The organism is Bacillus sp. AFS077874, assembly GCF_002566505.1.
Lineage (GTDB): Bacteria > Bacillota > Bacilli > Bacillales > Bacillaceae_G > Gottfriedia.
In genome coordinates, this window is record NZ_NUYF01000007.1 from 409870 (window position 1) to 434132 (window position 24263).

Here is a 24263-nt window from a genome sequence, read left to right on the forward strand (position 1 = left end):
AGAATGATGAACAAGCCTTTCGATTAGACAATTATTATACTAATGTTTTTGCTTTTTCTACTACTTCTTCAATGCGTCCAACTAGACGGAATGCATCTTCTGGAAGAGTATCATATTTACCTTCTAAGATCTCTTTGAATCCACTAACAGTTTCTTTAACTGGTACGTAAGAACCTTTTTGTCCTGTGAATTGCTCCGCAACGTGGAAGTTTTGAGATAAGAAGAATTGAATACGACGAGCACGAGCTACGACTAATTTATCTTCTTCTGATAACTCATCCATACCTAAGATTGCGATGATATCTTGAAGTTCTCTATAACGTTGTAAAGTTGATTGTACTTGACGAGCTACTTCATAGTGCTCTTCACCAACGATTTCAGGGTTTAATGCACGAGATGTAGATGCTAATGGATCTACCGCTGGGTAAATACCCATCTCAGATAAACGACGCTCTAAGTTTGTTGTTGCATCTAAGTGAGCGAACGCTGTAGCTGGTGCTGGATCCGTATAGTCATCGGCAGGAACGTAAATCGCTTGAATCGAAGTTACAGAACCTTTGTTTGTTGAAGTGATACGCTCTTGTAATTGACCCATTTCAGTAGCAAGAGTTGGTTGGTAACCTACCGCAGAAGGCATACGACCTAATAGGGCAGAAACCTCAGAACCTGCTTGAGTGAAACGGAAGATGTTATCGATGAAGAATAACACGTCTTGTCCTTGCTCATCACGGAAATATTCAGCCATTGTTAAACCAGTTAAGGCAACACGTTGACGTGCACCAGGTGGCTCGTTCATTTGTCCGAATACCATCGCTGTTTTCTTGATAACGCCAGAGTCGCTCATTTCGTGGTATAAGTCGTTACCTTCACGAGTACGCTCACCTACACCAGCGAATACTGAGATACCGCCGTGCTCTTGTGCGATGTTGTTAATTAATTCTTGAATTAATACAGTTTTACCTACACCCGCACCGCCGAATAGACCGATTTTACCACCTTTGATGTAAGGAGCTAATAAGTCTACTACTTTGATACCAGTTTCAAGGATTTCTACTTTTGTAGTTAATTCTTCAAATTTAGGTGCTTGACGGTGAATTGGGTCACGACGTACGTCTTCGCCAAGTTCTTCGTCTAAGTCAATGTTGTCACCTAACACATTGAATACACGTCCTAATGTAGCGTCACCAACTGGAACCGAAATTGGTTTCCCTGTGTTAACTGCTTCCATTCCACGTACTAATCCATCAGTTGAAGCCATTGCAACTGTACGAACAGTATCGTCACCTAAGTGAAGAGCAACTTCTAATGTTAAATCAATGTTTACTTCGTTTGCATCGCCCGCTTCTTTACGAACACGTAACGCATTATATATTTGTGGTAATTGGCCGTTTTCGAACTTTACGTCTACTACTGGACCTAATACCTGAGTAATAATACCATTGCTCATCGCTTTTCCTCCTAGCATTGTTTCATTAAAAGCCGATCAATTTATATAGCCGTTGTAAGCAGATTAGCCAAGTGCTGCTGCCCCACCGACGATTTCAGTAATTTCTTGTGTAATTGCTGCTTGACGCGCACGGTTATAGTGAAGAGTAAGCTTACTAATAACTTCTTTCGCATTATCAGTTGCACTTTTCATCGCTGTCATACGTGAAGCGTGTTCACTAGCTTTACTGTCTAATAATGCACCAAAGATTAAGCTTTCTGCATATTGAGGCAGTAAAACTTCTAAGATTTCATCATCAGATGGTTCAAATTCGTAATTAGTTGTTGCCTTACCTGTGTCAATATCTGTTAAAGGTAATAGCTTTTTCTCAGTAACTTCTTGAGAAATCTTACTTACGAAATGATTATATGATAAGTAAAGCTCATCAAAAATGCCATCTGTGTACATTTGAACTGTACGATTAGCAAATTTTTGAATATCATCGAATGAAGGTTGATCTGGAAGTCCAAGAACCTCTTCAACGATTGGGTAACCTAAACGCTTAAAGTAGTCACGTCCAACTCGACCTAGTACAATAATTGCAAATTCATCATTCGATTTATGACGCTCTTTAATTGTATTAGTTACCGCACGTAATACGTTACTATTAAATGCACCCGCTAAACCACGGTCAGAAGTGATGACAATGTAACCAGTCTTTTTAACTGGACGAGTTACTAGCATCGGATGTCTACTGTTTACACCTTTTGCCACGCTACCAACTACCTCTTGCATTTTTTCCATGTAAGGAACGAATTGCTTAGAGTTTTGCTCAGCACGGTTTAATTTCGCAGCAGAAACCATCTCCATCGCTTTTGTGATTTGGCTTGTCTTTTTTGTTGAATTAATTTTTGTTTTTATATCGCGTAATGATGCCACAGGTTTTCACCACCTTTTGGTAAACAGTTAAATGAAGGACGAGCTAATGCCCGATCCTTCAAATCCAGATATTTAAATCGCCTTCTTATTTAGAAGCAATAAAGTTCTTTTTAAAGCTTGTGATTGCAGCGTCAAGGTCAGCTTCGTTTGGTAATTTACCAGTATCACGAATAGCATCTAAAAGACCTTTAGCGTTTACGTCCATCCAAGCTAACATTTCTTCTTCAAAACGAGTAATGTCTTCAACTGCTACGCTGTCTAAGTGGCCACGTGTTAATGCATATAAAGATGTTACTTGTTTTTCTACTTTTAATGGTTTGTGTAAACCTTGTTTAAGGATTTCAACTGTACGAGCACCACGGTTAAGTTTAGCTTGAGTTGCTTTATCTAAGTCTGAACCGAACGCAGCAAATGCTTCAAGCTCACGGAATGACGCTAAGTCAAGACGTAGCGTACCTGCTACTGATTTCATCGCCTTAGTTTGCGCTGAACCACCAACACGTGATACAGAAAGACCTGCATTGATCGCTGGACGTACGCCAGAGAAGAATAAGTCAGACTGTAAGAAGATTTGTCCGTCAGTAATCGAGATTACGTTTGTTGGAATATAAGCTGAGATATCACCAGCTTGTGTTTCAATGAATGGTAATGCAGTTAATGAACCGCCACCTAATTCATCATTTAACTTAGCTGCACGCTCTAATAAGCGAGAGTGTAAGTAGAATACATCCCCTGGATATGCTTCACGACCTGGAGGACGTTTTAATAGTAATGAAAGCTCACGGTAAGCTACCGCTTGTTTTGATAAATCATCGTATACTACTAATACGTGTTTACCATTGTACATAAACTCTTCACCCATTGTTACACCAGCGAAAGGAGCTAAGTATAACATTGGAGCTGGAGATGAAGCAGGTGCAGTTACAACGATTGTGTAATCTAATGCGCCATGCTTACGTAAAGTTTCAACAAGTCCACGAACTGTTGATTCTTTTTGACCGATTGCAACATAGATACAGATCATGTTTTGGTCAGCTTGGTTAAGAATTGTATCGATAGCAACAGCTGTTTTACCAGTTTGACGGTCACCGATGATTAACTCACGTTGTCCACGTCCGATTGGTACAAGAGCATCGATTGCTTTGATACCTGTTTGTAATGGCTCATGTACTGATTTACGTGCCATTACGCCTGGTGCAGCGTTTTCGATTGGACGAGATTTAGTCGTTTCAATTGGGCCTAAACCATCAACTGGTTGACCTAATGAGTTTACTACACGTCCAACTAATGCTTCACCAACTGGAACTTGCATGATGCGTCCAGTACGACGAACTTCGTCGCCTTCTTTAATGCCTGTGTAAGGTCCTAAGATGATAATACCTACGTTGTTTTCTTCTAAGTTTTGTGCTAGTCCCATAACGCCATTAGAGAACTCAACTAGTTCTCCAGACATACATTGGTCAAGACCATGAGCACGAGCGATACCGTCACCAACTTGGATAACTGTACCAACATCACTAACTTCTATTTCAGTTTGGTAATTTTCGATTTGCTTTTTAATCAGCGCACTGATTTCTTCAGCTTTGATGCTCATGCATTTCACCCCTATCTACAAACTATTTTGCGATTAATTCACGTTCAATTCGAACAAGTTTATTTTTTAAACTTCCGTCAAAAATACGGTTTCCAACACGAACTTTGTAACCACCAATTAAAGATGGGTCAATTTCGTTTTTCAAACGTATTGAGTTTTTACCTAATTTAGCAGCGAATAACGCTCCAATTTTATCTAGTTCTTCAGAAGACATTGCCTTCACAGAGTAAACAGTTGCATCTGCAATATTACGAGTTTCATTCGCAATTTTCACATATTCAGTTACTAAGTTTGAAATAGTGCTCATTCGTCCACGATCAACTAATAAGCATACTAGATTTAATACCGTTTCAGAGATTGAAGCAAACGTGTCATTTAAGACAGACTTTTTGCTTTCTTTTGTGATACCAGGATGTTGTAAAAACTTATTTAATTCTAAGTTTTCTACATACTCCTTTTTCACTACTTGTAAGTCATGTTCAACAGTTTCTACCAAGTTTTGTTCAGTTGCTAATTCAAAAAGAGCGTTTGCGTAGCGTTTTGCAACTAATTCGTTACTCATTTAGCTTCGCCTACTTCTTTAAGATATTGATCAAAAATAGCAGATTGGTCTTCAGACTTCACTTCTTTTTCAAGTACTTTAGAAGCAATTAATACAGATAATGAAGCCACTTGTTGTTGAACTGATTGTACTGCAAGCTCTTTTTCACGCGTAATTTCACGTTTAGCGCTTTCTTTCAAGTTTTCAGCTTCTGCTTTTGCTGCTGCAACGATTTCTTCACGTTGTACATCAGCTTGCTTTCTAGCTTTCTCAAGAAGCTCACGAGCTTCAGTTCGAGCAGCAACTAACTCTTGCTTTTGCTCTTCAACTAGTTTCATTGCATCAGCGTTGTTTTTCTCAGCTGAGTCTAATTGATTAGCGATGTGATCTTCACGTTGTTTCATAATTCCCATTACTGGTCCTAATGCATACTTACGTAATAAAGCAAGTAGGATTAAGAAGATTACTAATTGAAACGCTACATCGCCCCAAGGTATACCATGTCCGTTTGCTTCACCGATTACGAATAATGAACCGTTTAACACAAGCCTTCACTCCCTTCGAGGGTATCATTTAATAATTTTTCTTTTTTTATAACATAGCCTAGGACTCTTACCGACCTTAGCTTTACTTTCAAAATTCAATCTTTACAACAAAAGTGTCATAAAGGAATGGCGAAGTAAATGTGAACACAAACTTCGCCATTTTTTAACTGCTTGTATAAATCTTAAGCTTTACCAAATGCCATGAATGCGATAACTACCGCGATGATTGGAAGTGCCTCAACTAATGCAACCCCGATGAACATTAAAGTTTGAAGAGTTGAACGTAATTCTGGTTGACGAGCAACACCTTCTACTGTACGTGATACAATTAAACCGTTACCAATACCTGCACCTAGTGCACCTAAACCTATTGCAATTGCCGCTGCTATTAAAGCCATTTTAAATTTCCTCCTTCTTAATCATAAGAAATATATTTTTTTTATAATTTTTATCTAACTACCAATTTTAATGAGCAGATTAATGCTCGTCCGCCACTTTATGTGACAAGTAAACCATTGTTAACATTACGAAGATAAACGCTTGGATTGAACCAACGAATACAGAGAATCCCTGCCATATGATCATTGGTATTGCCGCTGCAATTGTCCAAAGAACGCCTTCTCCTGCGCTTGCTGCATAAGCATGTGTACCCATTGTTGCAAGTAAACCTAGTAAGATTTCCCCCGCGTAAATGTTACCGTAAAGTCGAAGACCTAGCGTTAATGTGTTTGCTAATTCCTCAATAATTTTTAATGGGAATAAGAATGGCATTGGTTGGAAGAATGTTTTACCATACGCTCCAAAACCGCGCATCTTAATACCATAATAATGTGATAAACCAACTATAAAGATTGCTAATGATAAAGTAATGACTGGGTCTGATGTAGGTGATTTCCAAACTGAGTTTCCATCGAATGAGATATCGAATGGTAGACCTAACATATTTGAAACAAATATGTACATAAGTAATGTCACACCTAGTGTAAGGAAGCGACCACCAGTTTCCCAATCCATTGTACTGTTGATAATGCCTTTAACGAAATCTATAACCCACTCTAAAAAGTTTTGCTTTCCTGATGGGCGTATTTGTAGACTTCTTGCGCATGTAACTGCGATGATAAAAACGATTACTGCAGCAATGGTTGTCATTAGAACATTTGTTAACGTAAAATCTAAACCAATAAATTTAAAACCATAAGTGCCGTGTTCCAATTTATTCACCTCTCTTCCTTGCAAAAGACGTTTGTTGTAATGCAAAATGTATCATAATGACAAGATGTCCTGTCATTAGTCCCGCAGTTAGTGCCGGTATGCTCACAAAATTTTCATACCGAAGCGCGATGACCATAGCTAGAGCCACCGCTGAAAGACAAATTACAGTACCTAAAGATCGAACTTTTTGTTGCTTTAAAACTCGGTCAAAAAAGGTATTTATCTTTCTGTGTAGAATCCATATACAATAAAAGCTAGTTACTGTTCCGAGAATATAGCCTGTGAATATTGTTTTGTAGTCGGTAAATGCCCAACCTAAAACAGCTAAAGCAATGATATACAACATATCTCGTGTGAATCGTCTAAAATTATCTTTTTGCATGTAACTAGTCCCCTGGTGTGAATTGCTTAACTAATTTAAGCGTGCCATAGATTCCAGTAAATAATCCTAACAGTAAAAAGATGATCATAAATACTGGTACTGGCCAATTAAAAAATGAATCAATCCATCTTCCTAAAAAGATGCCTATGAGAATAGAACCGACAAGCTGAGCTAGAATGGAAGACATGAGTGCCATTGCTTTAAGAGGATGTTGATTGTTGTTTTTCATACAAAATCCCTCCATGTCAATTTTCATTCTCAAAAAATTGCCAAAAGCCTTATCATGGTTAATTCTACAACAAATATTTGCTAAAATCTCTAAACATTGAAAACGTTCACAAATTGTTCACAAAACGTTCAAAAAATTTTAATAACATAGTATTTACATACAATAAAAACCCTTTTAAACATTCATGTTAAGCATACAATATGTTACAAAAATGTGTCAATTACCTAAATTAAAAAACTATTAAAAATTACTTACCAATTTTTAGTCTTCAACATAAATTTTAGCGACGTTAACGTAAGATTCCGTTGCACTTTCATATTGTTTACGTTTATAAAAGATCACAAACTTATAAATCCCGCTTTTTGGAAAGTCCTTTAAAACTAATTCCTTTTTGATAATCCCCCTTTTACTATTCTCCTGTTCATCAATAACACCTAACAAACGGAATGTTTCTGATTCAAAAACAGCAATTTTGTATTCCTCAACCTTACTTGGTAAATAGAGTTCATATTTATAGCGATTTTTTCCTTTTACTCTTCCAAAATGAAATCCCATTACTGACGGAAAGTTCGGTTCTCCTTGTAGTAATAAAAACGGCATTCTTAGATTTTCATCATCATTTGTACTAAACGTAATTGCCCCATCATAAAATCCATCTCTTAATACTTTCGTATCAACTGTTGCAGTAAGATTAATCTTTTTGCTAGTGTGCGCTGGAATAGTAAAAGGCTTAGGTAATACCCATTGTATTCCAGTGGCTGGCTGATTATTTATAGCTGTAACTTGTTTTGATATATTTGATTTATTAGATATTCTAACAACAAAATCTTTCTTAACTTGTAAATCTGTTTTTCTTGTTACTCCTAAAGATAAAGACGTCGGGAATAATGTTGTCTCAGTCTCTAGTGCTTTTTCAATATCTAATCTTCCAGCCCCTTGTTCGTACGCATGATACATCTTTTTATTATTCTTATATAATGGTGTTGCTGTATTGACTAGCACACTTTTTAAATCCTCCATACTCCAATCTGGGTGCAATTGTTTTACTAGAGCAGCTGCTCCTGCAACGTGTGGACTTGCCATACTCGTTCCTTGAAGTGCTAAATACCCACCGGGAATTGTACTTTTTATTTGTACACCTGGAGCTAATAAATCCGGCTTCATTTGCCAAGTACCTGTTACTGGCCCTCTAGAGCTGAAATCCGCTAGAATATCTACCTTCTTTTCATGTCCAGTTTTAGCTTCCACTCTACTTTTTTCAATGATTTTCTTAATCATTAAGCCTTCTTTTCTTGAAATAGTCGCAGCTGGAACAGTAAATTTACCTTTAATTTGTCCGATGAAATTTCCATCAATATTATTAAAGACAATAACAGCTTTTGCACCAGCATCTTGAGCATTTTTTACTTTATCAGTGAATGTGATTTTTCCTCTTTCAAGCAAGACAATTTTGTCTTTCACTCTTTTTAAATCACGCTTTTCCCCATATTTCTTAAATACAAATCGCCCATTTAAACCTTTACCCCATTTAGCAGATCCAATCATAGGACTAATAATTGTCTCTTTATTTTGCACATGTATAGATGGGAAAAGAACAGGAGGATAGCTCGCACCAACTGTTAAAGCCTTTGATGCAGTTGCAGGAGAACCAACAGTCCATAGTCCTGGTCCAGAGTTTCCTGCAGCTGTAATTGCAAGTACCCCCTTCTCTACTGCCTTATCTAAAGCAATACTTGTCGGCCAGTCTGGTCCGTTGACATCATTACCAAGTGATAAATTAATAATATCTACTTTATCCTTCACTGCTCGCTCAATTGCAGCCATAACCGTTTCAGATGTACCAACGCCACCAGGGCCAAGGGCACGGTATGCATAGATTGTTGCCTTAGGTGCAACGCCTTTTCTTTTTCCATTAGCCGCTATTACACCAGCTACATGAGTACCATGAAATGTACTTTTTTCTTCAAGTTTAGTTTCCATTGGGTCTTTATCTAAATCAATCGTATCGTACCCGCCACCATAATTTGATTTCAAATCAGGATGTCTGTAATCTACACCAGTATCGATTACTCCTACCTTAACGCCTTCACCCGTAATCTTTCTTCCCCTTTGATCCTTATATAATTGAGCTTCGTCTGCTCCAATAAAAGGGATGCTATCTTCTAAATGAGCTCTATAAGTTGTAACAAAATGCATGTCCTTTACTAACGGCATTTTAGCTAACTGTGATAACTCTTCAAGAGAACCCGATACTGAAAAACCATAGTACGTCTCAGTGTATTGTTGCCTTACAGTTACGTTTGGGAAACGTTCAGCAATATTTTTTATGGCCTGTGTAATCATTCCATCTTTAATCGAAATTAAAGCAACTTGTTTTTGTTGTTCATGTGCATTTACATAAACTTCTTTAAATGGAATTAGTAAAAAAACTAGACAAATAATTATTTTAAGAAAGTAATTTTTCATTCAATGCAGGTTCTCCTTTATATAAGATATTTTCTTTTTAGCTTTCTCACTAATCGTTCATTCATGTATAAAAAGGTAATTTTCTCTAGAACCTACAAAGTTTTCAAAATAAAAAAAGACTAACTCTAGGTAAAGCATTAAGCTTCCTTAAAAAGTTAGTCTTTTAGTATTATCATTAATTTTTTAATTCGGGTTGGTTAAACAACTGGAATTTTTTATTTGTAACATACGCTTTCACTTCATGGATCACAAAATACAATATGGATGCTCCTAAAACTACGATCCATGCATTTGAAATTACTGTCTCCTGCCAAATCCCTAAAAGCATAAAAAATGCAGGAAGAGTAATTGTAGTCCAAGATTGAATCATTGCAACGATTCCTGTATATCGTTCTATTTTCTTACCTAATACTAGGCCAGCAAAGAATAGATACCATAAATATGCCCACATAACCCATAATAATCCGCCTACTACATCATGAATTATAGCGAAGTTCACGAAAGCCCAAAGGACAGACATGATGGAAACCCAAAGAGAGAACCAGCCTAAGCCTGTTCCATCAAAACCTTTAAGATTTGTAAATCCATTATATAAATAAGTAATACCAAAAAAGAAAATACTTGCCGTATTAAATAATTCCCACTTACCAGCACCTAAATGCATTAATAAGTAGATAGGAAAGACGATTTGTAAAGTACCAACAAATAAGTTTAATAATGCTGCACTTTTAGCATTCGCCTTATTTAATAAAACAAGACTATTTAAAAACAGAGTTGCACCAGATAAAAGTAAACCTACAGCTCCCATAGTGACTTGTTAAAAAGAAAATTGTTAAAAATTCACTTTTTAACTCAACCCTCCTTCTTTAAGATTAGAAAAAAAATACAAGCGCCTGATCTAAGTCAAACGCTTGGATTAAATTATTTTAAAACGATCCCTACGATAATCGCCGTTAATACACTTACTAATGTTGCACCAAATAATAATTTTAAACCGAAACGAGCGACAACATTACCTTGTTTTTCATGTAAACCTTTAACCGCACCTGCAATAATACCAATTGATGAGAAGTTAGCAAATGACACAAGGAATACTGACACAATTCCTAATGTACGAGTTGAGAACTCTTTACCATGTTTTGCTAAATCCATCATTGCAACGAACTCATTTGAAACAAGTTTTGTTGCCATAATACTACCTGCGTCAACCGCTTCTTTAAATGGTACACCCATAATGAATGCGAATGGTGCAAATACATAACCTAAAATTCCTTGGAATGAGATTCCAAAAATCATATCAAAGATATTATTAATTGCACCAATTAATGCAACAAATCCAATTAACATTGCTGCAACGATGATTGCTACTTTGAAACCATCTAAAATATACTCACCAAGCATCTCGAAGAAAGTTTGTTTTTCTTCTTCTTGTACCGTTAAAATATCCTCTTCAGCTGAAACAGTGTACGGATTGATGATTGATGAAATAATAAAGCCACCAAATAAGTTTAAGACAATTGCTGTTACTACATATTTTGGTTCAACCATTGTCATATATGCCCCTACGATCGACATAGATACTGTTGACATTGCTGATGCACAAAGTGTATATAAACGATTTTTAGGTAAATGACCTAATTGTTTTTTTACTGAAATGAAAACTTCAGATTGTCCTAAAATTGCAGATGCTACTGCATTGTAAGACTCTAATTTACCCATACCATTGATTTTACTTAAGATTAACCCAATGTATTTAATAAAAAACGGTAAAATCTTTGTGAATTGTAAAATACCAATTAATGCAGAAATAAATACGATTGGTAATAATACTCCTGTGAAGAATGGGAAAGCACCTTCATTTGCCATTCCACCAAAAACGAAATTAACACCTTCACCAGCATATTCTAATAACTTTCCAAATCCGTTAGAAATTCCTTTTATTAAAATTAAGCCTACTTCTGTATTTAATAATAAGAACGCTAAAATGATTTGAACAACGACCATGATTACGACTGGACGATATTTAATGTTTTTACGATCACTACTAGCGATGAAAGCTAGACCGAAAACAACTAGTAATCCAACAAGAGCTATAATATATTTCATGTTTCTCCCCCGAAAATCCAATAAATTTATTTTTATTTAATATAAGCGCTTTCAAAACGAACACAACTTTTTATTTGTTGGATGTCAGACATCATATAGAAGTTAGATGTCAGACAAGGATTAACCTTGTAAATCTTTTGAACTAAATGACCCTGGAAGTAATTCCTTAACAGTTGTTTCAGCAATGTCACCTTTTAAGTTAGTTAAGTATACTTTTGTATTTTCATCACTAAATTCTGCGATAACTTGTCTACATGCACCACATGGTGAAATCGGGCCTTCAGTATCCCCTACTATTGCAATTGATTCGATCTTTGCTGAACCGTTACCCGCAGCGACTGCACTAAATATAGCAGTTCTTTCTGCACAATTTGTTAGTCCATAAGAAGCATTTTCAACATTACAACCTGTGTAGACTGTTTGGTTATTCAATAAAATTGCTGCACCTACTTTAAACTTTGAGTAAGGAGCGTATGCGTTTTCACGAGCCTTTAAAGCTTCGTTGATTAATGATTTTGTATTCATATTTATCACCCTTTAACGAATAAGTTAGGTAATTCTTTATTAAAGTGTGTGAGTTTTGTCTTCGCTTTACCATATTACCAACGTAAGAGCTAAAGAGCAATAACTCACTCACTTTTTTTTATTTTAAAATTATTTTGAAATTAATAAGCTGTGTTAGCTTCTTCACCTTGAACTATTTTAACACCTGAACTTGTTCCGATACGGTTTGCACCAGCAGCTACTACATTTTCTACGTCTTTTAAGTTACGAACACCACCAGAAGCTTTAACGCCAACGTTTTCCCCAACAGTTTTACGCATTAATGCAACGTCTTCTACAGTTGCTCCACCAGTTGAGAATCCTGTTGATGTTTTTACAAAGTCAGCACCTGCTTTAACTGATAATTCACATGCTCTAACTTTTTCTTCATCAGTTAAAAGACAAGTCTCAATAATTACTTTTACTAAAGCTTTACCTTTAGCAGCTTCAACAACTGCACGTACATCTCTTTCAACTAATTCATCATTTTTTTCTTTTAATGCAGAAATATTGATAACCATATCAACTTCTTCAGCACCATTTTCAATTGCGTTTGTAGTTTCGAATGCTTTTACTTCAGGAGTGTTTGCTCCTAGAGGGAAACCAATAACCGTACAAACCTTTACAGAAGAATCCTTTAATAATTCACTCGCATAAGAAACCCAAGTAGGATTGATACAAACTGATGCAAAGCTAAACTCTTTTGCTTCTTCAGCTAGTTTTGCAATTTCTTCTCTTTTTGCGTCAGCTCGTAATAATGTGTGATCTACTAATTTTGCGTAATTCATATATAGTCGCTCCCTTAATGGTTTTATTATAAAAAAATGTTTATTTACTAAGTTACTTTGAATATGTCTATACTATAACATCGCTATGAAATTTTGTAAAATACAAATTGAACTTATGTTCAAGGATAATTTTTCCTATTAAATTTTAAAAAAGCCTATCTCTTAAGTCAGATTAACTGACACTAAAGACGCCTCCTTTTTAATTTTAAAAATATCTGATTTTCTCTTGCTTATTCCTGCTCTAGCAATCTTTTTGCAGTAAATTGATCAGTTATTAATACGTTTGCATATTTACCCATTAAAGCACCGTGAATAGCGTTTATTTTTCTTTCTCCACCTGCCACTAAAATAGACTTTTCTTTACTTCTTAGCTCATCTAACTCAATTCCAATCGTTCGTCGATTAAGAAGTTCAGAATAAATATTTCCTTCTTTATCAAAAAAACGTGAGCAAATGTCTCCTACAGCAAATGTTTGTAAATCCTGTTCTTCTTTCTCGTTTAAGTAGCCAACTCTAAATAACAGAGCATCTTTTTTAACAGTTCCTACAGTAAAAATTGCGACATTTGATTGTTTTCCCAAATCGATTAATCGACCAATATGGCGATCTTCCTCGACCATTTGTTTTACTTGTGGATTATCAAATATAACTGGTAGTGGTAAATATCTTGGAACGGTGTTAAATGCTTCGGCAAACAAATTGACCGTTTCAGATGCATAAGTATTCGTTTTAGAATAACTTACTCCACCGTTTAGCTGAATTACTTCTACACCCTTTACTTGTTTATTACTTAACTTCGTTGCAATATGATACATCGTTGTTCCCCAAGTTACTCCTACAACGTCACCATCATGGACTAAATCTACTAACACATCCGCAGCTTTTTTAGTGATCGTTTGCAAAACTTCATTGTAGTCATCAATTGGTGAATAGCAAACCTCAACAGATTGTAAATTATATTTCTTCTTTAACTCTCGGGCTAAATCTTGATTGCCTTCAAGGGGGTCAATAATTTCAATGCGTACATATCCCAATTCCTTAGCCTGTTGGAGTAATCTTGAAACAGTTGGACGAGAGATTCCTAATTGTGTCGCGATCTCTTGTTGACTAAAGTCAGAATCATAGTATAGTCTTGCGGCATCTATTATTAACCTTTGTTTTTCGAGTGACATTCCCTAATCCCCTTTAACTTACCAATCCTTATTTCACGTTCAAATTTTTAATTATTATACCCCTTTTAATATAAAGAAAACTCGTAGACTGACGAGCCTTTTAGACAGAGGCGTAGTTGCACTTAAACTTAATTTCTAAAATTGGTGACTTCGTCGAATAAGCTACCTAGCTGCCAATTTATACTTTTTTAAAGTGAAAAAAGCTCTCCTACGCTAGGAAAGCTTTTAAAATGTAATTACTTTGTACCGAATAAACGATCTCCAGCGTCGCCAAGACCAGGAACAATATAACCATGATCGTTTAATTTTTCATCAAGGGCAGCTATGTAAATATCTACATCTGGGTGTGCTTTTTGTAAAACTTCAACACCTTCTGGAGCTGCAATTAAGCACATAAACTTAATATTTTTAGCACCTCGTGTTTTTAAAGAGTTGATCGCCTCAACTGCTGATCCACCTGTCGCAAGCATTGGATCAATCACAATGAAGTCACGCTCTTCTACATCCGTAGGAAGTTTAACGTAATATTCAACCGGTTTTAATGTCTCAGGATCGCGGTATAATCCAACATGTCCAACTTTAGCTGCAGGAACTAATTGAAGGAATCCATCAACCATCCCTAAACCTGCACGTAAAATTGGTACAATCCCTAATTTTTTACCAGCAATAACTTTTGACTTTGCAGTTGCTACTGGTGTTTCGATTTCCACTTCTTGTAGTGGTAGATCGCGTGTGATTTCGAATGCCATTAAACCTGCAACCTCATCAACTAGTGCACGAAATTCTTTTGTTCCAGTGTCTTTTTTACGAATTAAAGAAACTTTATGCTGAATTAACGGATGATCAAAAACGTATACTTTACTCACTTTTATCGCTCCTTGCAAATACTTATTAATTTATTATTCTTAAAAAGAATACCGAAAGCGGTTAAATAATTCAAGCCACATCATGCAATCGCTTAGAATTAATTTAGATCTTTTTAAAATCAAACTTCAATATTTCCTTTTTTTACTAATCTAACTACTATTTTGACCCAATTTGAATTAAAAACTCCTCCTCTTCATTATTAAAAGTCAGAGAAGTTTTTATCTTATACGCAAAGAGAGAACCTATTGGTTCCCTCTTTGGTGTGTATAGTTAAGATGCTTTACTTAAATTATGATCTGGTACTTTTGGAGCGAAAGATGTTTTTCTATTAAAAAACTTGCTAATATAATGATCTAATCCGATACGTCCTGCATTTGAACCAGCAATTATAATAAAGATTCCTAATAATACCATTTGAGGATTTGTGCTAGTTGTACCACTAAACATAAATGCGAAGTTCATCATTAAACCAAAGAACATTGCTGTTTTTGTAAAACAACCAAAAATAAGTCCAAGTCCGATTGCGAATTCTCCAATAGGAACTAAAAAGTTAAATAAGTCGATGTTTGGTATTGCAAAGTTTGTAAGGAAGTCTGCCCACCAGCCTTGAACTGCTGGATGTTCTCCTGAAGCACTTTTAACTGCAAATCCTAAAAATCCTGAAGCATCGAATCCACCAGCTGATAACTTACCCCAACCTGCATGGATCCACTCATATCCTAAATAAAGACGAATAATAGTTAAGAAACCAGATGCAATTTTATTAGTTCTTAAAAAATTAATAAACATAATTTTTTGCCTCCGTTTGGTTAATATTTTTAATTGCTGTTTACATGAATTATTGTACTTCATTCCTAATGTTTAATGTGAAGTTTTTCACAAGTTTAAATGAACTTTTTGTGAACTTCCTCACAAACTTTCAAAAAAAATAAAGCTATCTTTAGTATTACTGCACCTTCAATGTTGAAGATACAGTTCTAAAGATAGCTTATTTTAACCTTTATTTATTAAAACGTAGGATATAATTCGTATTTACTAGATAAAGCATTAACTCGATTACGAGATGCTTCTAGTACTTCTTGATTTTCGTGGTTTTTTAATGTTTCAGCAATGATTGATGCAATTTCATCCATATCTTCTAGAGTAAATCCTCTTGAAGTTACTGCAGCAGTACCGATACGGATACCACTTGTTACAAATGGACTTGCTGGATCAAATGGAATTGTATTTTTGTTACATGTAATACCAACCTCGTCTAATACGTGCTCAGCAACTTTACCAGTTAATTCTAATGAGCGAACGTCAATTAAAATTAAGTGATTATCTGTGCCACCAGATACTAGGTTTAAGCCGTGAGATTTTAAGCCTTCTGCTAAACGAGCAGCGTTATCGATGATCGCTTGTGCGTAATTTTTAAAATCTTCTTGTAATGCTTCACCAAATGCTACAGCTTTTGCTGCAATTACGTGCATTAATGGTCCACCTTGAATTCCAGGGAAGATTGATTTATCAATCGCTTTTGCGAATTCTTCTTTACATAAAATCATACCACCACGTGGTCCACGTAATGTTTTATGAGTAGTTGTTGTAACAAAATCAGCATATGGAACTGGATTTTGATGAAGACCTGTTGCTACTAAACCAGCGATATGTGCCATATCAACCATTAAGTAAGCTCCAACTTCATCTGCAATTTCTCTGAATTTTTTAAAGTCAATTGCTCTTGGATAAGCACTTGCACCAGCTACAATTAATTTAGGCTTATGTGCTTTAGCTTTTTCTAATACATCTTCATAGTTAATTACTTGAGTTTCTGGATCTACTCCATACTCAACGAAGTTATATTGTACCCCACTGAAGTTTACTGGACTTCCGTGAGTTAAATGACCACCATGTGATAAATTCATACCTAATACTGTATCACCATGTTTTAAAATAGTGAAATAAACTGCCATATTCGCTTGAGCACCTGAATGAGGTTGAACATTTACGTGTTCTGCTCCGAAAATTTCTTTTGCACGGTCTCTTGCAATGTTTTCTGTGATATCAACATATTCACAACCGCCATAGTATCGTTTGCTTGGATATCCTTCAGCATATTTATTCGTTAATACTGAACCTTGGGCTTCCATTACTGCTTCGCTTACAAAGTTTTCAGAAGCAATTAACTCGATTTTAGTACGTTGTCTACCTAACTCTAACTGTATTGCCTCATACAATGATGGATCTTGCTTTTTTAAATTTTCCACAGTTATATCCCCCTTTTTGTAAAACACGAACATTACTAGTATAAAATTACTATATTATTCGATAAAACGACCGAATTCCTTTCTATTTTACCATGTTTTACATTAAAAATGAAAGATATATCTTTCAAATAACTAACATTTAATAATTCTATTATAATAAAAACCGCTTTATTTCAAGTCTTCATCTATTGAGTAAACTGCACGTACTCCACCAATCAACTTTGGACGAGTCTTTGCCGCCGTTATATGAGCTTGTCCAACTTGTTTAATACTCGTTCTTAAAGGAACTGCCACGTGCTTTAAATGCATACCGATTAGAGTATCGCCAATATCAATCCCTGCATCCGCCTTAATGTGTTCAACAATTACAGCATGATCTAAATGTCTAAATGCAAATGAAGCAAGAGCTCCTCCTGCAGTACGAACTGGTATCACAGTTACTTCGTCGAGTTGTAAACTTTTTGCCGTCTTGCTTTGAACAACTAGTGCTCTGTTCAAATGTTCACAGCATTGAAATGCTAATTGTACCCCTGTTTCATCTTGAAAAGCCTTAATCTCATTAAATAAAACTTCCGCTACTTCTATTGTTCCTGAAGTTCCAATTCTTTGTCCACTAACCTCACTAGTGCTACATCCAATGACTAAAACATGGTCACTTGTAAAATTCACATGATCATTTAGCTCGTTTAATAATGATTTTATTTGCTCGGCAACTAACCTTAACTCTTCATTCATTTGTTTTGCTCCTTTCGACCCATTATTAAAAAAGCCGATAATCTTCACATTATGTTTTGGATTAACGGCTTTTCGTTTTAGGTTTTATAATTGATGATTTTTTTCGTAGTCTTTAATTTTGTTTACTCTATTTTCATGTCGACCGCCTTCAAACTCAGTCGTTAACCATATTTTTGCAATGTCTCTTGCCAAACCAGGTCCGATTACTCGTTCCCCCATAGCTAGAATATTCGTATCATTATGTTCACGAGTTGCTTTTGCACTGAAAGTATCATGTACTAATGCACATCGAATGCCTTCAACTTTATTTGCGGCAATTGACATACCAATTCCTGTCCCACAAATTAATATTCCACGGTCTACTTCTCTATTTGCAACTTTTTGTGCAACTGGGAATGCATAATCTGGGTAGTCTACAGATGTACCACATTCACAACCATAATCTTCGTATTCAATACCCATTTCATCCATTAGATTCATGATTTCTTGACGAATATTTAATCCACCATGATCAGATGCTATTGCTACTTTCATTAGATAACCCCCGTATTGATCTCTTTGATTTAATTTTCTTTTGTATCGAATTAACTTCAATTTCTATCTTACACTATTATGTTCAGATTTAGGGCATCTAATTAGCATCTAATCACTGATTAAATTAATATTCAATTGTTTTTTTGTACAATCTGTTTTACCAACTCTTCTAATTCACTCAAAGTATTTTCATAAGTTGTTAATGACCCTCCATATGGGTCAGAAATATCTTTAGCTTGACCGTTTATATATTCATAAAATGTAAAGATTCTATCCTTATATTGAGGAAACCTAGAAACTAACATTTGTTTATGGCTCAATGTCATTGATAAGACTTTCGAAGACCATTCCAAAAGGTCTTCATTTACTTGCTGCGAGGAATGATTTGTTTCGATCCCTTTATTTTTTAGTGCCAATATTGCATTTTGAGAAGCAGGGTCGCCTGACATAGCAAATACTCCAGCAGACTTGACCTGAAAGAGCTCATTACCATGATGTCTTAATAGTGCTTCTGCCATTGGGCTTCTACATGTATTTCCGGTACAAACAAATAATATATTTTTCATCTTAATACCCCACCCTCATTTATCTGAACGTTTTATTTTATCTATTTTACTAAAAAATAAAAGGATGGGGCAATTGTCTCCAATTTTCTCCATCCTTAGCTCTTATTCACCATATGTATCTTTTAAGAAAAAAATAATAGTTTTATTCCGAAAATCAATAAGAACGAACCACCTAATAGTTCACCAAATTTACCGAGTTCCTGTTCTACCCTTCTTCCTAATAGTAATCCAGCCCAAGTTAAAATTGTACTGATAATACCAAATAGTAAAATGGTTAGCCATGTTTTAGCACCAAATGTTCCTAAGCTAATTCCAACCGAAAAGCTGTCCACACTTACACTAAATGCAAAAAGAAGTAAACCTACTCCTGTCGGTGAATATTTATTTTCTTCTTTACCAAATAAAGTTGCATAAATCATGTGAAAGCCTATTCCCATTAATAAAAAACCGCCGAGTAATACAGCAAATCGTCCCAGATTTTCGGATAACTCATATCCAATGATCATTCCTAATAAGGGCATTATTACATGAAAAAGTCCGATTACAATGCCGATATTAATGATTTGTTTAAATTTTAGTTGTATAACTCCCATTCCTAACCCAACTGAGAATGCATCTAAACCTAGCGCAGATCCCATAATAGTTAATGTAATTAGTTCATTAATTAATGAGCTACTCATGCTTTCCCCCCTAGGACTTGCTATTAAAAGATATGCACGTCCTAGAAATGATATGAGGGAAATTAATAAAATTTCTCGAGACTGCCCGCCAAACGCTCGCTTTCTTCGTTGCTTCGCCTGTCTGCGGTGCTCATTACCCTTTAGGGTAACTCCGCGCCTCGAAAGACAAGCGCTTGCAATCAGTCTGAAAATCAAGTTTTTTGGGCTTTGTTTAACCTGAAAACAATAGAAGCCCGTTCTATTATTTTTCCTGTATAACCGAATGTCCACAAGCTTTCCACAGACGATTCATAATGGCAATTCCAATTCCTTCATAAGGGAAAGTTTCGCAATAAATGATATCAACATGTTCTTCATTAAATTGACGAATACAATCATATAATGCTGCCGCTACGGTTGATAAGTCACTACGCTTTCCACATGTAAGAACAACATCTGCATCATATTTGGTTGCATTTTCTTCGGTTGTTAATATCCCTACTCTTTTTCCTTCTGTTTTGGAATTGTGTATAAGTTTGTGCATAAATTCAATACTTCCATTTACAAGATGCATTTGAGCATCTGGTGCATAATGTTTATATTTCATCCCGGGTGATTTTGGTGCTTCATTTTCCTTCATAGTTGCTGGATCTACTTCCACCGTAGGGATTATTTCTTTGATCATTTCTGGCGTAATACTACCAGGTCTTAATATTGTAAAAATAGCTTGCGAACAGTCAATAACTGTCGACTCCACTCCGACTCCTGTACTACCACCATCTACAATTCCTACAATTCGTCCATTTAAATCTTCAAATACATGCTTAGCAGAAGTTGGACTAGGCTTGCCTGAAGTATTTGCGCTTGGTGCTGCTATTGGCAAATTACAAGCCTCAATTAACGCTAGAGCAACTGGATGATCAGGCATTCTTATTCCAACAGTGGATAACCCTGCCGTTACATATTTTGAAACATGTTTTTTACTTTTTAAAATTAACGTTAATGGTCCTGGCCAAAAAGCATCCATTAGTTTTTTTGCATCTAATGGAATTTCTTCAACTAGATTATCTAACTGTTCTTTGTTGGCAATATGTACAATAAGGGGATTATCACTTGGTCTACCTTTTGCTTGGAAGATTCGTTGAACCGCCTCATCTGAAAGAGCATTTGCCCCTAACCCATATACAGTTTCTGTTGGAAAAGCGACAACTTGTCCTAACTGTAAATTTTTTGCTGCATCCACAATCTGTGGGTAAACTTCTTCTTTATTCACAGGATTATCCACATACCATATTTTCGTTTCCATCCGTAGCACCTCTCTCTAGAGTGAATAATAGTGTATATTTTACAAATTTAGACATTATCCAAAGAATGAAAAGCAAGTTTTATCCACAAATTGTGGACAAAACTTGCTAATTTGTGGATAACTTTGTGTATAGTTCTTTTTGGTAAACTAATACTTCTTCATTCGTAATAGTAGTTTGGTAATGCTTCATTTCTTTAATACTGTTCGAAACATTTTCCTGTTCGACTTGCCCAAAACCTAGTAAAAGGAATAAGTCTTGAACTACATGCTGTCTTGTTAATAAATATACTTTACTAATCATTTCTTCTTTTAGTTTATCAAGAACACTTTGTAAAAAGAGTACCATATGCTGTGAGTAAATGGTAGGTGCAACTACTAGTGATCTTAATAACGCTTCTTCTCCATCTTGTTCATACCCTATTACAGCTTGTGCTTTCCCAAACTCATCTTCCATTATGAAAAATGATTCTTGTTGCTCCTCAAGTCCGTTTGTAGATAATCCTGCTTGTCCCAAGAATGAAAAAATTGTTTCAAAGTCTTCCTGAATCGCTGAACGTATTTTCATAAAAAAAACCTCCCTAGTATGCTTGTAATACTTTATGCGCATAGGGAGATTGCTAGAACTAAAATAATTGCTTTAACATTTGTACAAAGAAGCTCTCTACCTTAATCTCATCTTTTGGTTCATCACCAGGTAGAGTAGAAGCCACAACCGCATCTTCACTGCTCTTGTCCCCAGAATCATCCTGTAAAGAGGATTCATTGTTTTGTTTTGTTGCAATATTAGAATCATCATTGCTTAAACGTAATGCTTCTTGTTTTTTAAACTCTCTTTTTGGTTCATTTTCGATTTTTGTTTCATGCTCTACCTTTTGTTGCGATTGTAGTGACTCTTTACTTAAAGTTGCATCACCGTTTGAAAAATCTAGGAAACATAATGGTGGGAACAATACGCACCACCAGTTTGCTCCTTGGCCTGCACCAAGTTTAATTAAAACCGCTTCGTAATCACCAGCAGGATATAAGAAACTACCATATAATTTTGTAGGGAATTTAACTTTTTTTGAGTAAGTAATAGTAAATGATTGATTTGAGCCTTCTTCTTTAATAACACGTGCAACCGTTTTTTGTAAGTCAGGAATATGACTTTTAATAACCTTTTGTCCCTCTTCGAAAGTTGTTAAATCTTTTACCCAAGTATTAATTTGAGCATTAACTTCATCTCTAACCTTACGTTTAAGAGCTTGATCTTCACTAGAATCGCTATTTGCTAGAATTCGTAGTCTTACAGCTTTCTTAGGAATTACGACCATTTCATTACCTTTTGCATTTGTATCTCTAAGTGGCAGTAACACTGATGAACTAATCAATAATATGATAAATAAAGAAATAATTTTATATGTTATTTTCGTTTTATTTTTAGTTTTCATTCTCTCCACCATCCCTCTAGGAACAGTGTAGACAATTTGATTATTTCTTAAACACTAGTATTCTATTTTTTTTAATAGATTCTTCGTTATTAGATTAGATAGTAAACGATGATTTCCAGTTTAGGGTACTCGTTTTCTAATAAGCTTTCTTTATTTCCAAGATATCTTACAAATCTTTTTTCACTAGCAGTTTATCTGCTTTTTAATATAATTCATATACAACGAAACAATATCTATATCTGATACTGTATATAATGTTCTACTTCCTACTACATCCTCAATTTCATTTAGGATCAATTGGTTGTTTGCATCAAACATGAAGTCAATTCCCACGAAGTCGAAATCAAAGTGATCGACTATTTTCTGAATAAGTTCTTTTTCCTTTTGGGAAAGTTCGTAAAGCATTGCGCCTCCACCAAGAGAAAAATTCGCTCGAAAGTCTTTTTCTGAATATCTTAAAACAGCTGCAATAATTTCTTTACCGATAATGAAAACTCGTAAGTCCTTACCTAATTGCTCTGCAACATTTTGAATTAATAGTTCATCAAAATTTGAGTTCTGCACAATCTCCTGTAACTCTTCTTGATTATTTATAAAATATACTTCGCTTCCCCCTCTTCCTGTGCAATTCTTAAGCACACAAGGGAATTGGACTGTATCTAAGGATTTTGTCATTGTACTTTTTTTATAATACAAAGTGTCTAGCATTGGAATACCTAGACTAGAAAGCTTCTGGTGTGTTAGAAACTTGTGGTTGGCCATTGTTGCAATCGTCTGGTTATTAAATGTTCTGATCCCCATTTCTTCAAAGTGAGAAGATAATATTTGTGATATGGACCTCATGATTACAAAGGCCGGTTTGCTTAATTCTTTACCTTGATCGTAAAGTATATTAACACCGTTTCGAATACCTATGACAATATCTTCTGTATATAGTAACTTTAACTCAAATCCATTTTCCAATGCGCCGCTTACTAGCCAGTCGATATACGTTCTGTTTCTTTTTGCATCTGCTTCGGAATAGATTAGCCAACCAATCATATGTTTTTCTCCAAGTCCCAGATAATATAATCAATAATATATTTCGTTGTATCCACGTCTGTACATAGATAAATATTTTTGAAATGTGCGTTTGAGTTAACCTCGCATATATATGTTTTTCCGTCTTCTCCAAACAATAAGTCAATCCCTGCAAAATCTGCTCCTACTATTTCAGAGCATTTAAGTGCTAAATTGATTTGGTCTTCTGACGGCTCATACTTATACATTTTTCCACCGTTTGTAACATTTGCACGAAAATCTGATTCTGATTTTCTTAACACTGCTGTTACTACTTGTTTACCTACTACTTGGATGCGAATATCAGTCCCTCTACTTGATTCTATAAACTCTTGATAAATATGTGGTTTGTGCTTTAGTTCGTCTACCTTCTTAAAAAAATCTTCTCTATTCTCAACTAAATAAACTTGTCTACCGAATGAACCAAATGACTCTTTTATAATTAAAGGAAAACCTAATTCCTGTATGACTTCATCGTAAAAATCATAGTTTGTTAAATCACAATTAGGGAACAATAGCGGAGCCGTAATTGTTTTTGGCATAGGTATATCGAAGTTCGATAATGCCTGAAAAGTTAAAGCCTTATCATCACAAACTTCAATTGTTCTCGCAGAATTATATAATTTTAGCCCCATATTTTCTAAATGCCTTGCTAAATGAACATCCTTGTCCCAAAAAATTACAAAATCAGGTTTCTCATTCGCGAATTTCCCTTTTAAAATCGCTTGACCCTTTTCGATTACTGGAATTAGTTCATAATGTTTAACTAAAGAAACATCTATTCCTTTTGCGATCGCTGTATCTTGTAACCATTCGAAAAGTTCAGTAAATTTTGTAGCTGTAATATGACCATTAAATACAATCCATCCTTTAAACTTTTTCATTCTAACTATCTTCTTTCGTAATGTTTTTGTT

The 24263-nt window shown here is 35.3% G+C and carries 27 protein-coding genes; all 27 read right to left on the reverse strand.

The window, feature by feature from the left end; all coding sequences use genetic code 11:
- Nucleotides 1-34: 34 nt before the first annotated feature.
- The 27 genes from atpD to COJ46_RS08135 all read right to left on the reverse strand — a co-directional run bounded on the left by atpD (nt 35) and on the right by COJ46_RS08135 (nt 24232).
- Nucleotides 35-1447, reverse strand: a complete 1413-nt coding sequence (gene atpD / locus COJ46_RS08005) for a F0F1 ATP synthase subunit beta (protein ID WP_025568604.1) — start codon at nt 1445-1447, stop codon at nt 35-37.
- A 63-nt stretch (nt 1448-1510) separates the two neighbouring features.
- On the reverse strand, nt 1511-2365 hold the full coding sequence (locus COJ46_RS08010; RefSeq protein ID WP_069033739.1) for a F0F1 ATP synthase subunit gamma: 855 nt from the start codon (nt 2363-2365) through the stop codon (nt 1511-1513).
- A gap of 85 nt (nt 2366-2450) precedes the next feature.
- Complete coding sequence (gene atpA / locus COJ46_RS08015) at nt 2451-3959, reverse strand: F0F1 ATP synthase subunit alpha (protein WP_097974902.1); 1509 nt, start codon at nt 3957-3959, stop codon at nt 2451-2453.
- A gap of 22 nt (nt 3960-3981) precedes the next feature.
- Complete coding sequence (locus tag COJ46_RS08020; protein ID WP_097974900.1) at nt 3982-4521, reverse strand: F0F1 ATP synthase subunit delta; 540 nt, start codon at nt 4519-4521, stop codon at nt 3982-3984.
- The gene (atpF, locus tag COJ46_RS08025; RefSeq protein ID WP_029715296.1) at nt 4518-5021 is read right to left on the reverse strand and encodes a F0F1 ATP synthase subunit B; all 504 of its coding nucleotides are present in this window, start codon (nt 5019-5021) and stop codon (nt 4518-4520) included. The genes COJ46_RS08020 and atpF overlap by 4 nt, the downstream gene beginning before the upstream one ends.
- Nucleotides 5022-5227: 206 nt before the next feature.
- A complete protein-coding gene (gene atpE / locus COJ46_RS08030) occupies nt 5228-5443 on the reverse strand; it encodes a F0F1 ATP synthase subunit C (protein WP_025568599.1) in 216 nt (71 codons plus the stop codon).
- Nucleotides 5444-5522: 79 nt separating this feature from the next.
- Nucleotides 5523-6194 (reverse strand): F0F1 ATP synthase subunit A, encoded by a 672-nt coding sequence (gene atpB, locus COJ46_RS08035; RefSeq protein ID WP_420488148.1) that lies wholly within the window; start codon nt 6192-6194, stop codon nt 5523-5525.
- Between the two features lie 64 nt (nt 6195-6258).
- A complete protein-coding gene (locus COJ46_RS08040; protein WP_025568597.1) occupies nt 6259-6639 on the reverse strand; it encodes an ATP synthase subunit I in 381 nt (126 codons plus the stop codon).
- A 4-nt stretch (nt 6640-6643) separates the two neighbouring features.
- Nucleotides 6644-6868, reverse strand: a complete 225-nt coding sequence (locus COJ46_RS08045; protein WP_025568596.1) for an AtpZ/AtpI family protein — start codon at nt 6866-6868, stop codon at nt 6644-6646.
- A 261-nt stretch (nt 6869-7129) separates the two neighbouring features.
- Entirely contained in the window at nt 7130-9334 is a 2205-nt protein-coding gene (locus COJ46_RS08050) for a S8 family serine peptidase (RefSeq protein WP_097974896.1), read from the reverse strand.
- Between the two features lie 175 nt (nt 9335-9509).
- Nucleotides 9510-10142: an AmiS/UreI family transporter gene (locus COJ46_RS08055; protein ID WP_097974894.1), complete on the reverse strand. Its 633-nt coding sequence runs from the start codon at nt 10140-10142 to the stop codon at nt 9510-9512.
- Nucleotides 10143-10255: 113 nt separating this feature from the next.
- A complete protein-coding gene (locus tag COJ46_RS08060) occupies nt 10256-11440 on the reverse strand; it encodes a NupC/NupG family nucleoside CNT transporter (protein ID WP_097974893.1) in 1185 nt (394 codons plus the stop codon).
- Nucleotides 11441-11560: 120 nt separating this feature from the next.
- The gene (locus tag COJ46_RS08065) at nt 11561-11965 is read right to left on the reverse strand and encodes a cytidine deaminase (RefSeq protein ID WP_097974891.1); all 405 of its coding nucleotides are present in this window, start codon (nt 11963-11965) and stop codon (nt 11561-11563) included.
- Nucleotides 11966-12105: 140 nt separating this feature from the next.
- The gene (gene deoC / locus COJ46_RS08070) at nt 12106-12771 is read right to left on the reverse strand and encodes a deoxyribose-phosphate aldolase (protein ID WP_097974890.1); all 666 of its coding nucleotides are present in this window, start codon (nt 12769-12771) and stop codon (nt 12106-12108) included.
- A gap of 230 nt (nt 12772-13001) precedes the next feature.
- Nucleotides 13002-13943 carry a DNA-binding transcriptional repressor DeoR gene (locus COJ46_RS08075; protein ID WP_097974888.1) on the reverse strand — a complete coding sequence of 314 codons (942 nt, stop codon included), beginning with the start codon at nt 13941-13943 and terminating at the stop codon, nt 13002-13004.
- A 236-nt stretch (nt 13944-14179) separates the two neighbouring features.
- On the reverse strand, nt 14180-14809 hold the full coding sequence (upp, locus tag COJ46_RS08080) for a uracil phosphoribosyltransferase (protein WP_097974886.1): 630 nt from the start codon (nt 14807-14809) through the stop codon (nt 14180-14182).
- A gap of 271 nt (nt 14810-15080) precedes the next feature.
- Nucleotides 15081-15599, reverse strand: a complete 519-nt coding sequence (locus COJ46_RS08085) for a DoxX family protein (RefSeq protein ID WP_097974884.1) — start codon at nt 15597-15599, stop codon at nt 15081-15083.
- 218 nt (nt 15600-15817) lie between these two features.
- Nucleotides 15818-17059 carry a serine hydroxymethyltransferase gene (gene glyA, locus COJ46_RS08090; RefSeq protein WP_141437770.1) on the reverse strand — a complete coding sequence of 414 codons (1242 nt, stop codon included), beginning with the start codon at nt 17057-17059 and terminating at the stop codon, nt 15818-15820.
- A 168-nt stretch (nt 17060-17227) separates the two neighbouring features.
- On the reverse strand, nt 17228-17794 hold the full coding sequence (locus COJ46_RS08095; RefSeq protein WP_097974881.1) for a TIGR01440 family protein: 567 nt from the start codon (nt 17792-17794) through the stop codon (nt 17228-17230).
- 84 nt (nt 17795-17878) lie between these two features.
- Nucleotides 17879-18328, reverse strand: a complete 450-nt coding sequence (gene rpiB / locus COJ46_RS08100; protein WP_097974879.1) for a ribose 5-phosphate isomerase B — start codon at nt 18326-18328, stop codon at nt 17879-17881.
- Between the two features lie 131 nt (nt 18329-18459).
- On the reverse strand, nt 18460-18894 hold the full coding sequence (locus COJ46_RS08105; RefSeq protein WP_097974877.1) for a low molecular weight protein arginine phosphatase: 435 nt from the start codon (nt 18892-18894) through the stop codon (nt 18460-18462).
- Between the two features lie 122 nt (nt 18895-19016).
- A complete protein-coding gene (locus tag COJ46_RS08110; RefSeq protein ID WP_097974875.1) occupies nt 19017-19574 on the reverse strand; it encodes a manganese efflux pump MntP in 558 nt (185 codons plus the stop codon).
- Between the two features lie 241 nt (nt 19575-19815).
- Nucleotides 19816-20859: an L-threonylcarbamoyladenylate synthase gene (locus tag COJ46_RS08115; RefSeq protein WP_097974873.1), complete on the reverse strand. Its 1044-nt coding sequence runs from the start codon at nt 20857-20859 to the stop codon at nt 19816-19818.
- 106 nt (nt 20860-20965) lie between these two features.
- Nucleotides 20966-21424: a GNAT family N-acetyltransferase gene (locus COJ46_RS08120; RefSeq protein WP_097974871.1), complete on the reverse strand. Its 459-nt coding sequence runs from the start codon at nt 21422-21424 to the stop codon at nt 20966-20968.
- A gap of 58 nt (nt 21425-21482) precedes the next feature.
- Nucleotides 21483-22289, reverse strand: coding sequence for a stage II sporulation protein R (gene spoIIR / locus COJ46_RS08125; RefSeq protein ID WP_097974870.1), 807 nt, complete (start codon nt 22287-22289; stop codon nt 21483-21485).
- Between the two features lie 183 nt (nt 22290-22472).
- Entirely contained in the window at nt 22473-23330 is an 858-nt protein-coding gene (locus COJ46_RS08130; protein WP_097974868.1) for an ATP-grasp domain-containing protein, read from the reverse strand.
- Complete coding sequence (locus COJ46_RS08135) at nt 23327-24232, reverse strand: ATP-grasp domain-containing protein (RefSeq protein ID WP_097974866.1); 906 nt, start codon at nt 24230-24232, stop codon at nt 23327-23329. The genes COJ46_RS08130 and COJ46_RS08135 overlap by 4 nt, the downstream gene beginning before the upstream one ends.
- Between the last annotated feature and the right edge of the window lie 31 nt (nt 24233-24263).

What these genes read in the sequence shown, in the direction of transcription:
- COJ46_RS08095 (WP_097974881.1), bottom strand. Translation starts at nt 17,794, where the DNA reads ATGAATGAAGAGTTAAGGTTAGTTGCCGAGCAAATAAAATCATTATTA.
- COJ46_RS08085 (WP_097974884.1), bottom strand. Translation starts at nt 15,599, where the DNA reads ATGTTTATTAATTTTTTAAGAACTAATAAAATTGCATCTGGTTTCTTA.
- COJ46_RS08135 (WP_097974866.1), bottom strand. Translation starts at nt 24,232, where the DNA reads ATGAAAAAGTTTAAAGGATGGATTGTATTTAATGGTCATATTACAGCT.
- COJ46_RS08055 (WP_097974894.1), bottom strand. Translation starts at nt 10,142, where the DNA reads ATGGGAGCTGTAGGTTTACTTTTATCTGGTGCAACTCTGTTTTTAAAT.
- atpB (WP_420488148.1), bottom strand. Translation starts at nt 6,194, where the DNA reads ATGACAACCATTGCTGCAGTAATCGTTTTTATCATCGCAGTTACATGC.
- spoIIR (WP_097974870.1), bottom strand. Translation starts at nt 22,289, where the DNA reads ATGAAAACTAAAAATAAAACGAAAATAACATATAAAATTATTTCTTTA.
- deoC (WP_097974890.1), bottom strand. Translation starts at nt 12,771, where the DNA reads ATGAATTACGCAAAATTAGTAGATCACACATTATTACGAGCTGACGCA.
- COJ46_RS08050 (WP_097974896.1), bottom strand. Translation starts at nt 9,334, where the DNA reads ATGAAAAATTACTTTCTTAAAATAATTATTTGTCTAGTTTTTTTACTA.
- COJ46_RS08045 (WP_025568596.1), bottom strand. Translation starts at nt 6,868, where the DNA reads ATGAAAAACAACAATCAACATCCTCTTAAAGCAATGGCACTCATGTCT.
- COJ46_RS08115 (WP_097974873.1), bottom strand. Translation starts at nt 20,859, where the DNA reads ATGGAAACGAAAATATGGTATGTGGATAATCCTGTGAATAAAGAAGAA.
- atpA (WP_097974902.1), bottom strand. Translation starts at nt 3,959, where the DNA reads ATGAGCATCAAAGCTGAAGAAATCAGTGCGCTGATTAAAAAGCAAATC.
- rpiB (WP_097974879.1), bottom strand. Translation starts at nt 18,328, where the DNA reads ATGAAAGTAGCAATAGCATCTGATCATGGTGGATTAAATATTCGTCAA.
- COJ46_RS08075 (WP_097974888.1), bottom strand. Translation starts at nt 13,943, where the DNA reads ATGTCACTCGAAAAACAAAGGTTAATAATAGATGCCGCAAGACTATAC.
- COJ46_RS08060 (WP_097974893.1), bottom strand. Translation starts at nt 11,440, where the DNA reads ATGAAATATATTATAGCTCTTGTTGGATTACTAGTTGTTTTCGGTCTA.
- COJ46_RS08020 (WP_097974900.1), bottom strand. Translation starts at nt 4,521, where the DNA reads ATGAGTAACGAATTAGTTGCAAAACGCTACGCAAACGCTCTTTTTGAA.
- COJ46_RS08120 (WP_097974871.1), bottom strand. Translation starts at nt 21,424, where the DNA reads ATGAAAATACGTTCAGCGATTCAGGAAGACTTTGAAACAATTTTTTCA.
- COJ46_RS08040 (WP_025568597.1), bottom strand. Translation starts at nt 6,639, where the DNA reads ATGCAAAAAGATAATTTTAGACGATTCACACGAGATATGTTGTATATC.
- atpE (WP_025568599.1), bottom strand. Translation starts at nt 5,443, where the DNA reads ATGGCTTTAATAGCAGCGGCAATTGCAATAGGTTTAGGTGCACTAGGT.
- COJ46_RS08130 (WP_097974868.1), bottom strand. Translation starts at nt 23,330, where the DNA reads ATGATTGGTTGGCTAATCTATTCCGAAGCAGATGCAAAAAGAAACAGA.
- COJ46_RS08110 (WP_097974875.1), bottom strand. Translation starts at nt 19,574, where the DNA reads ATGAGTAGCTCATTAATTAATGAACTAATTACATTAACTATTATGGGA.
- atpD (WP_025568604.1), bottom strand. Translation starts at nt 1,447, where the DNA reads ATGAGCAATGGTATTATTACTCAGGTATTAGGTCCAGTAGTAGACGTA.
- COJ46_RS08105 (WP_097974877.1), bottom strand. Translation starts at nt 18,894, where the DNA reads ATGAAAAATATATTATTTGTTTGTACCGGAAATACATGTAGAAGCCCA.
- COJ46_RS08065 (WP_097974891.1), bottom strand. Translation starts at nt 11,965, where the DNA reads ATGAATACAAAATCATTAATCAACGAAGCTTTAAAGGCTCGTGAAAAC.